Raw genomic sequence first — 10,004 nt, 5'->3', positions numbered from 1 at the left:
TGCAAGAAGGGCTTTATGTGGCTCGGATTCATGACCAAGTATTTGAATTAGATATTCCCGATAATTTTCAGCCTCAAACCTATTAAAAATTTCGATGTGATCGCTATATCTTCCCCAAAGGCAGAAACACTCTCTTCTTCATGAATCGGCAAAATTTAGTAAAATAGTAATAGACCAAATCAGAAGGAAAAAATTATCTATGGCAACTACATCCGAAGACGTATGGCGACTCTTAGCAGAATTAACTACCGCTCAAAAAGAAACTGACCGACAACTCAAGGAAACTGACCGACAACTTAAGGAAGTTAGTCAACAACAGAAGGAGACTGAACTACTATTGAAGGAAGTTAGTCAACAACAGAAGGAAAACGCCCAACAACAGAAAGAAACTGACAAACAACTCAAAGAACTGGGCAAACAAATTGGGGGACTCGGTGCAAAATTCGGCAGCTTTACCGAAGGACTTGCCCTTCCTTCAATGGAAACGATTCTCGGACAACAATTTGGTATGGAGGTTATCAGTCCCAGTGTGCGAGTCAGTAAAGAAGGACAACACCTAGAAATTGATGTTCTTGCCTATACCAATGGTGAGCTAAATACTGCCTATATCGTTGAGGTTAAAAGTCATGTTAGACAGGAAGATATTACTCAATTAAAAAGTATTTTGCAACGGTTTCGCCGCTTTTTTCCTGAACACAAGGATAAAAAACTCTATGGCATATTAGCGGCGGTTGATTTATCCCCAGAATTACGCGAAAAAATTTTGCAAGAAGGGCTTTATGTGGCTCGGATTCATGACCAAGTATTTGAATTAGATATTCCCGATAATTTTTCACCTCAAACCTATTAAATAACCCTGCTCTAGGAAAAACTTTTTCAGTAAGCTTTATTGTAATTGTCCGCGCAGAGCATAACGATCTTTTTCTAAACCGAAAGCGAAGAGAAAAGAATGGCGTATAGTGGGGTTAGAGAGAGTAAAAAAGAGAAAGAGAGCGATAACAGCTAATCCTGACGATAAACTAAACATAGTTTCGTAGGAAATTGCTAAAACCCCCAGAATTGGACCTGCTAAGGCCGTTCCCACATCAAAACCGCCGATACAGATAGAATAGGCCCGGCCGCGTTCTTGGGGCCCAGAGCGATCGGAGATTAAAGCCAGTAACATAGGGAATAAAATCCCCCCTCCCGTACCTTCGAGAATAGCGGCTAAAATTAAAGCGGAAGGAGATCGAGCAGAAGATAGAACCAACATGGATAAACCATAGCAAAAAACGCTAATAGTGATGAATAAACCCCGTCCATAGCGATCGCTGGCTCCTCCCGACAAAATCCGCCCGATTACGCCCGATACTGCCGCACAACTGTAGAATAGACCAGGACTAAAAGGTATCTGATTTTCGAGGAGAAACAGGGGTAAAAAAGCGACTAAACCACCGAATAAAGTACCAACCAGTAGAAAAACTAAGGTAGGGACTAAAAAAGCCCGCTCTTGACATAATGCCCAGAAACTGCGCTCAATTGTCCGATTTTCTGCCTTCATTTCCGCTAATTTTTTCTTGAAGTCCGGTTCTTGAATGGAGAAACCCAAGAGAAATGCGATCGCTCCTGAAGTGGCAGAAACTAGAAATAAACCGTCATAACCGATCGATTCGTAGAGATAACTGCCTAAAGCCGGACCGATTCCCATGCCTATGGGTGCAGTTAAGCTCATATAACCAATTATCTCTCCCCGTTGACGAACGGGGGAAAAATCCACCACTAGGGTGCTGTAACCAGTGGTAAAAGCAGCGATACTGAGACCATGGTAGGCGCGGACGGCGAATAAAGAGGAAAGATCGCGAAAAAATAGATAACCGAGGGGTGCGGTAGCGGCGACAATAGTTCCAAATAAAACCACTAATTTGCGACTGCGGCGATCAACTAGATTGCCCAACCAACTGCGCGATAAAATTAAACCGATAGCAAAGGCCCCCATGACAAAACCGATATCTTGTTTGCTGCCGCCTAGGGAGTCAATATAGGTGGGGAGAGTGGGGACAAGAGTGGTGATACTTATCCAGAAAAACAGCGCCGTGACGAAGAGAAAGAGTAGTTGACGACGAGTTTCGGCAGTAAGCGATCGAAAAGTTTTGAAAGCGTTCACAACAGCGACCGTCACAGGCAACAAAAAGACCCGGAGATCACGCCAGTCACAAGCATCCCGTATTGCTGCTACCTTCCGGTCCTGACAAGGTTAAGGCGTTGCGATCGCATGAGTCCGAGTCTTTTCTATCATAACATCTTTTTCCGGGATACTGGCATTTTTTTCCAGAGAATTTCCTCTCAATCTAGACTGGGAACAGAAATTTTCTCAACGAGGGGGTTTTTGCAATTGTTGTTGTAGAGAAATTTCTGGTTCGATCGCCAATCCGCTAAACTGTCGGATCAAGGGTGAAGGACTCTCCCTAGAATCGGCAGCGAGGAAAAATAACCAACGGCTGCCGGGGGTGAGTTGTTCAATGGAATTGAAGTTACTTGTCAACCAAATTAGCGGTAAATTAGGCAGATTAGCGTTTTTTTGACTAGCTTTTGCCTCTATACTGGCTAAAGTTTCTAAAATGATCCTCTCCCCCTGAATTAAACCCGTTTCACCGGTCCAGAGTTTCACATTTAATTGCCGACGATGGGCATAAAAATAGAGGGAAGCAGCGGCAATAATCGCCCGTTCAAAACTGTCTTCTTGCCAATCACAGAGGGTATCGAGACAGATAATCACTTCCTGTCCCCCCGTTAACACTTCTAATTCCCGAATTTGCAATTCTCCCAAACGGGCGCTAGTTTTCCAGTGAATTAAACGGGTAGAATCACCCTGGCGATATTGTCTCAGGTTACGGGTCAGTCCTTGACTCGCCCTTTGATAATAGCGATTATTTTCTAATTTTTGTGCCATCTCTTGACCGAGGGAATTGATCAGGGGACACTGTTGCAAGGGTAAAATTTGGGGATAAACTAAAGCTTTAGCCGCTGCTTGATGACAACGACGACACCAAAATAAACCGAGAGGGGCTGCTGTTCTTAATTGTACTTCTTGCCAGTGATAAATACCCCGTTTACTGGTGGGTAAATAATAGGTCCAACGATGGCAACTTTTGGGGGCAATCGTTTCTATTGGGGTTATTTTTGGCTGATCGAGAACTATAGGCAGGATATCTGTCACTTCTAACAGATTTATCGGCTGATTGCTAGTATTTTCTATCTCTAGGCTAATACTAAGATCGTCTCCCGCACTTACGGGTACAATGGCAAGACGACGCACTTTCAGGGGAAGAAGGGAACGACGGGGTAAAATTATCGATAAAATTAAAATGGCGATTGTCGTGCCAGAGATAGCATACAACCATCCCGCCATGGTATTGGTCGCCGCTCCGAAAAAACAGAGGGTAATGCCAATGATTACCCCACCACCGTAAGCGGGTAAAATACCGCGATCTTCTAACCAAGTTTTCATAGGGTTTAGTGGTTTTGTCGTCTTTGCTGGAAGGCTAAAAATCAGACCCACACTTCTAGAATTACCCCAAAAGCCCTCTGATCAGCGAAGGGAGTCCTATCCCTTGTCACTATTGTTATTTTTCTTAACAAAACTTAACAATTGATGGCAAAATTTTGCTTGCTTTTGTCGGCAGATTTTGGGATAATATTTTTAAAAGAGTTTATTCATAATTGGAATCTAAGCACTCGTAGGTAAACACAAACATCCCATTATGAAACAAGCATAACCCAAGCCGCCGCTAAAGTCAAGCACTTACTCTAATTATTTTTCGCCTGAAACTTCTAATTCCGTGGTCGGTGGGGGGTTGGAGATATTAGTTAAAATAACAAAGGTTGAAACCCGTGTTTGCGGGAAGCTGCACCGATTTGTTCCATTTTAGGGACGGTAATTTGATTGCGTCCCCAAGAAAAATTAGTTTGCCAACCCTCCAACTCCAATAAAATCGCCTCAGCAAAACAGGCAAACATTTGACGAGAGGGAATATCCATATTAACGATTTTCATAATTTTCCAGTCAATATCGAGGGAATGCTCGACAATGCCGCCCTTAATCACAGAAACATCGGGGGCATTTAACACCGTGCCTAAATTTTTCGGATAACCACCATCAATAATAAGACAGGGGCGCTTGAGTTTATCTGGATCAATTTCCACCCCTTTAGGCATACTAGCCACCCAAACAATGATATCAGCCAGGGGTAAAGCCTCCTCTAGGGGGAGAATTTTACCGCGTCCTAACTCCTCTTGCAGAGATTGTAAACGCTCTTGATTGCGTGCCACACATATTAGTTCCTTTGTATCGGTTTTTTCATTTAACCAACGACAAACGGCGCTGCCGATATCTCCGGTGGCCCCACAAACCACGACGGTAGATTGAGCTAAATCGATGCCCATTTTGTCAGCGAGGGTTTGCACCTGAGTGCAGATGACGTAAGCGGTGTGGGTGTTACCGGTGGTAAAACGGCCAAAATCTAGCTCGATATTGCGCACCTGTCGATTATCTTTGAGATTAAACTCCTCGAAAATAATTGAAGAAAAACCGCCGAGTGCGGTGATATTGATATCACTTTTTTGAGCGAGTGCCATGGCATTTAGCACCTTACGAATAGCAGACTTTACCCAACGATTCGACAACATCTCCGGTAAAAAACAGGATTCGATGTATTTTCCTCTGATGGTTTGCCCCGTGATGCTGGTGACATGAAAATCATCGACAATTTGCGGGGGGGCAGCGCACCAAAAATCTAATCCCTGGTTAGCATATTCAGGATAACCTAGATCGTCGGCGACCGATTGGGCGTGTTCTAAACTGGTAAGATGACCTATAAGACCAAACATTGATTGTTCTTTCGTTAGACTAGATGGCACTAGATAAAAATTAGGATATTGCTAAGAAATCGTTAAGACTCTTAAATATAATACACAAAAGAGCCGCTCTGTGTTGAGCGGCAGCAGGGGAAAAAAAGAAATCTCGATGCTCAAGCTTTAGACGGCAGTTAATCCGTAGGCAGACATCCGCATGATATCACGGGTACTGAAACCAATATTGCTTAACGCTTCCCCGTAGCTAATCATAAAGTCTTCCACGAGGGCCTCTTTTTCCATAGCGAGGACGCGAGCATCATCCTCGACTTGATTGAGCATTCTCCAGACAATGGGTAGATTAGCGCGATTTGCAGCTTCTAATTCCTCTTTAGCGGTTTCAAAGTTCGCCTTTAGCCATTCTTCGCCAAAATTGAGGTGTAAATATTCGTCTTTAACTACGCTTTCAGTAATTTTACGCGCAAAAGGATCAGCAACAGGAATATAAATATTATAGGCAGCGATCGCAAAAGCTTCGATAATCAAAGATTGGATCAATAAACAGGTAACAATTTTACCTTCTGCGTAGGCAATTTGGAAGTTATTGTGCAGAGAGGAAAAGAATTCTTTGGCATACTCCATATCAGGAGTGATTTTCAAATTTTGGCCGCAAGCTTGAAAACCTTTCATGTGACGGTTTTCCATTTTTGCCAGACGGTGTAACTCTTCTTTGTTATCGGTGAGGATGTCTGCTAATTGAATATAATTGCTATTGGCCTCGTATTCGCCTTCAATAACGATGGCATTAATGCGACTGTAGGCTGATTTATAGGTTTCGCTGGTGAAATCAAGCTCTAATGGTACAGCAAGCTCTGGCATAAACTCGATTGACTCCTATTTCTGACGAGATTTTTCCGATGTTCTTTCCAGTCTAGGGTAAGCCTTCTAGATGGAGTGATCTTTTTACGAGTCTAGCTTGATCGGTCTTTTTTGTATAGCTTGGCCTGAGGGGCTGACTTGCCAAGTTAACTATAGGGGTTATCTTTTGCCACTGAAAACAAATCTAGAGGCAATCCCTTCTCAAGGGAGGAGATTGCCGGCTGTTTGCTCAAACCGTGGCTAAAGATTTCCGGCGCTCGGCCTGTTGTAGGATCGCTTTGGCTGCCTGTTTACCCGATAAAGTGGCCCCTTCCATGCTATCAATGTAATCCTGTTGAGTATAACTACCAGCAAGGAAAAAGTTAGGGATAGGAGTCGCTTGCGAGGGACGATAGACATCCATCCCCGGTGCTTCCCGATAGAGACTCTGGGCCAATTTCACCACACTAAACCAAGTCATCTTTAACTCCCGCGAGGAGGGAAATAACTTGTGGACTTGCGCTAAAACGTGCTGGGCAATATCTTCATTTTTAGCTTTAATAAAAGGGTCACCGGGGGTTAAAACCAACTGTAATAAAGAACCTTCTCCGGGGCGATAATAATCCCTAGGACTGGTGAGAGCAAGATCTGCAAAACAGGAAAAATCCGCTTGGTGGGTGTACAAAAGATTGTCAATTCCCACCGCTTTTTGCAGTTGTCGGCGTTTTTCGGCATCATTTAACTCCGTCACCCAACCGTCAAAACGCAATTGTACCGTAGCGACGGGGACGGCTTCTAGTCGGAAAATATTGTCAAAAATCGGCATTTTTCGCCAATCTTGGGGAATGAGACGCTGAATACCGGGGACATCACCAGCGCAAACGTAGGCATCTGCGGTGATAGTTTCTGTGGTTTCTCCGTTAGCGACGATCATGCCATTAACTTGCAGATTTTCGCCCTCTCCAGAATAGAGAATTTCCCGCACCTGACGACGAGTAGAGATTTTGGCACCCCGGGCCTCCAGATAGTTAATAATCGGTTTATGCAGGTATTCGTGGGGGGAACCTTCTAACATCCGCAGGACGGAAGCTTCGGTTTTAGCGGCAAAAAATTGGAAAATCGTCAGCATACAACGGGCCGAGATATTTTCCGTATCGATAAATCCTAAGGCATAGGCGATCGGATTCCACATTTTTTTTAAACTGCCTTCATTACCGCCATGGCTACGAAACCAATCGGCAAAACTAATCGAGTCCAGATCCCGAATCGTTTTCATCGCTCCTTGGAAGTCTATCAGACCGCGGACGATGGGACTGGTACCTAAGGCCAGAGAATTAAAGATTTTATCGGCTGCCGAGAGTTGGGAGGAGGTAAAAAAGGCTTTTAAACCGTTAAAAGGCGCACCTGCAGCGAAACGGAAGTCTAATTCGCCGATTTTTCCCCCTTCGTTGATAAAAGTGTGGGTGTGTTCTTTGAGCAGTAGGGATTGAAAAGCGCCCACTTTTTTCATTAACTCAAAAAGATTATAGTAACAGCCAAAAAAGACGTGCAAGCCCATCTCGATGTGATTACCGTCCGCATCTACCCAACTACCGACTTTTCCACCGACAAAGGGACGAGATTCTAAGATTTCTACTGTACAGCCCGCATCGACCAGATCGATAGCTGTTGCCATTCCCGCTAACCCTGCACCAACGATCACCACTCGCATTTGTCAAGTTCCTGTTACAATTTTTCACTAAATCTTTATTTTACCCCGATCGGTCTGGTGTTTCTTGCTGGCGATTTTTTCAGGGGCGCTTGAGAGCGTGGCAGAATAATTGAGAGTTGCACTAGGGAGAAGTCATTTTGAAGCGATCGCTAGAGGGGAGACAGGGATTAATTATTGTCAGTATTATTTGGATATTGGGGATATTAGTTGATAGATTCTGGTTTAGTCTCGATCATACTATTCCTGCTTGGGATCAGGCCGATTATCTCAACGGTGGGATTATCTATACCCAAGCTTTCCAAAATTCGCGCTGGTTTGATGGGGATTGGTGGCGCAGTTTATGGCTAATGTCGCCGAAAATTCCCCCTTTAACCTATCTTTTAACGATTCCCTTCTTTAATCTCTTTGGTATTAGTCTTGACGCGGGTATGTGGGTAATGGCCATCTATAGCGCCCTACTGCTCTTTTCTGTGTATGGATTGGGAATTATCCTCTTTAATGGGACTGTAGCACTCTGGGCGGTCTTAATCTGTCAATTTCTACCTGGTTTATACTATTATCGCCTCGAATATCTCTTAGATTTTCCCTTAGCGGCAATTGTAACGTTTTCTTACTTCTGCTTGACATGGTGGCGATTTAGTGGTCAAGGGTGGCTAAAAGCGATCGCTTTCGGGATTTCTTTGGGTTTAGGGATGTTAGTCAAACAAACCGCCCTATTTTTCCTCTTTTTGCCGATTTTGTGGGTATTGGGCGAAAATCTTTGGCGAAAACGTTGGGGTAATCTAGCGCAATTAATGCTCAGTTTTTTGACGGCAGCATTGTTAATGTTTCCCTGGTATCGGACGAATTGGTTATTAATGTTAACTGCGGGCAAACGTGCCACGGTAGATTCGGCGATTTTGGAGGGAGATCCGCCTCTTACCAGTCCTGATGCCTGGACATTTTACGCCCAAGTTTTACCCTATTTTCTTTCTTGGGTATTGTTATTAGTTCCCCTGGTGGGATTATTAATCTCCTTACGTCATAGAAAAACCGAAGATAAGGTTAATCGTCCTGTGGGGATTTGGTTAGGAGTTTTTCTGCTGGGGGGATACCTATTATCATCCCTAAATATCAATAAAGATGCTCGTTATATTTTGCCGCTTTTACCGACTTTATCCTTAATTTTATCCGTTGGTTTATTATCTTGGCGTGGTCGTTTTGCCCCTGGTATCCGTTGGGGAACGATAACTATTGCCGCTATCCTCACCAGCTTAAATTTATTCCCCTTGGGGGGAGATATAATTACTAACGTTTTCAGTCCCAAATTACAACACCATCCCTATTTAAAAACTGGTTGGCAGCACGAAGAAGTAGTTAAAGAGATTCTAGCCGATTCTCCCTATCTTCGCAGCACCCTAGGGGTTTTACCTTCCACCCCCGAATTAAATCAACATACCTTCTCTTTCTACGGTGGTAAACATAATTCCCAGGTTGCCGGCAGACAGGTGGGAGTTCGGGAAGAAGATATCGAAAAGGATGTCAATTCTTTAGATTGGTTTTTAACTAAAACTGGTGAACAGGGTTCCGTTCCCGATGTCCAGAAAAAAATTGTTAATCGAGTCGCCACTGGGCCAGATTTCCAGGTGGAGAAAACTTGGCAGCTACCGGATGATAGCACCCTGTCCCTACACCGAAAAATATATCCTTCCGTCACGGTTAAACCCCTTGAAAATGCGCCAAAACGGGTGGAATTAAGAGAGATTACCCTTGCCGAAAAAGCTTCTCCTAATCAACCCATTCCCGTGGTTTATAAATGGGCAGGAGACTGGCAACAATTAAAGTCAGGGATAGTGATTTTAAACTGGCAAGAAGTGGACGGTAAGGATTATTGGATGCACGATCATGGTATTGCTATGGGGGGATTAATGGCAAAAAAATTAACTCCAGAAGAGCAACCAAAGGGTTTTGAAGTCACTGAAAAAACTGCCATGCAGTCGGCAGCAACCCCCGGAGTTTATCGCTTATCTGCTGTCTATCTCAATCGGGAAACTGGCGAAACCTATCCGATTAAAACTAATGCTCAAATTACCATCGATCCTCAAGTTGCCAAGTTAGCAACGCCCCAATTAGATTTAGTGACCCAATTGCGCTTAAAGTCTGCTAATATTGGCCAAGGATTAACGGGTATTGAACCAATTTTTGAGTTAACTAATCGTATCAATCAATACGATTCGATTCAGGATTATGTGCTGCAAGCAGACAAGGCTTTTTCCTATCGTTTACAGCAACAAAACCCCCCCGATAAATTATCTTTAGCCTACGGATTAGCAATTTCTAAGGTACTACAACAGGATGTGGCAGGGGCAATAAAAGCCACGGAGGAAATGATTAAAATTGACCCCTATAATCCCTATCATTATGCTTATCAAGGTTTTATTTATCTCTACGATTGGCAACCGCAAGCAGCCCAAAAAGTCTTAGATAAAGCTAGACAATTAAATCCCGATAGTGAGGAAATTAAGACTTTAAATGCAGTGGCTGCCTTGATGGGGGGAAATCTCGTTAAAGCTTGGCAATTATGGCAGTCAAATTAAAATAGAGTGGGAAGTGGGGTGTGGGGTGT

Annotated in this window: 7 protein-coding genes and 1 other RNA gene; 2 read left to right on the top strand and 6 right to left on the bottom strand. The window is 43.7% G+C overall.

Going from position 1 to position 10,004, the window contains the following annotated elements; genetic code table 11:
• The first annotated feature begins 199 nt into the window (after window positions 1–199).
• Window positions 200–850 (top strand): DUF3782 domain-containing protein, encoded by a 651-nt coding sequence (locus tag PN470_RS08045; RefSeq protein WP_103111726.1) that lies wholly within the window; start codon window positions 200–202, stop codon window positions 848–850.
• Between the two features lie 36 nt (window positions 851–886).
• Here PN470_RS08045 and PN470_RS08040 read toward each other — a convergent pair whose 3' ends face one another.
• The 6 genes from PN470_RS08040 to zds all read right to left on the bottom strand — a co-directional run bounded on the left by PN470_RS08040 (window position 887) and on the right by zds (window position 7,399).
• Entirely contained in the window at window positions 887–2,158 is a 1,272-nt protein-coding gene (locus tag PN470_RS08040; protein WP_272104256.1) for an MFS transporter, read from the bottom strand.
• A gap of 9 nt (window positions 2,159–2,167) precedes the next feature.
• Window positions 2,168–2,264, bottom strand: an RNA gene (ffs, locus tag PN470_RS08035) — signal recognition particle sRNA small type.
• Between the two features lie 86 nt (window positions 2,265–2,350).
• Window positions 2,351–3,487: a DUF58 domain-containing protein gene (locus PN470_RS08030; protein ID WP_272104253.1), complete on the bottom strand. Its 1,137-nt coding sequence runs from the start codon at window positions 3,485–3,487 to the stop codon at window positions 2,351–2,353.
• Between the two features lie 359 nt (window positions 3,488–3,846).
• Window positions 3,847–4,866 (bottom strand): long-chain acyl-[acyl-carrier-protein] reductase, encoded by a 1,020-nt coding sequence (locus PN470_RS08025; RefSeq protein ID WP_002778281.1) that lies wholly within the window; start codon window positions 4,864–4,866, stop codon window positions 3,847–3,849.
• A gap of 147 nt (window positions 4,867–5,013) precedes the next feature.
• Window positions 5,014–5,709 (bottom strand): aldehyde oxygenase (deformylating), encoded by a 696-nt coding sequence (locus PN470_RS08020; RefSeq protein WP_002792826.1) that lies wholly within the window; start codon window positions 5,707–5,709, stop codon window positions 5,014–5,016.
• Window positions 5,710–5,938: 229 nt separating this feature from the next.
• A complete protein-coding gene (zds, locus tag PN470_RS08015) occupies window positions 5,939–7,399 on the bottom strand; it encodes a 9,9'-di-cis-zeta-carotene desaturase (protein ID WP_002792824.1) in 1,461 nt (486 codons plus the stop codon).
• 137 nt (window positions 7,400–7,536) lie between these two features.
• Between zds and PN470_RS08010 the strand changes: the two genes are divergently transcribed.
• Entirely contained in the window at window positions 7,537–9,975 is a 2,439-nt protein-coding gene (locus tag PN470_RS08010; protein WP_271938086.1) for a phospholipid carrier-dependent glycosyltransferase, read from the top strand.
• The last annotated feature ends 29 nt before the right edge of the window (window positions 9,976–10,004 follow it).

Source organism: Microcystis sp. CS-574 (assembly GCF_028329095.1).
In the GTDB taxonomy this organism is placed as follows: domain Bacteria; phylum Cyanobacteriota; class Cyanobacteriia; order Cyanobacteriales; family Microcystaceae; genus Microcystis; species Microcystis ichthyoblabe_A.
Note: the sequence above shows the minus strand (reverse complement) of the source record. Positions and strands in the feature narration are given on the sequence as shown.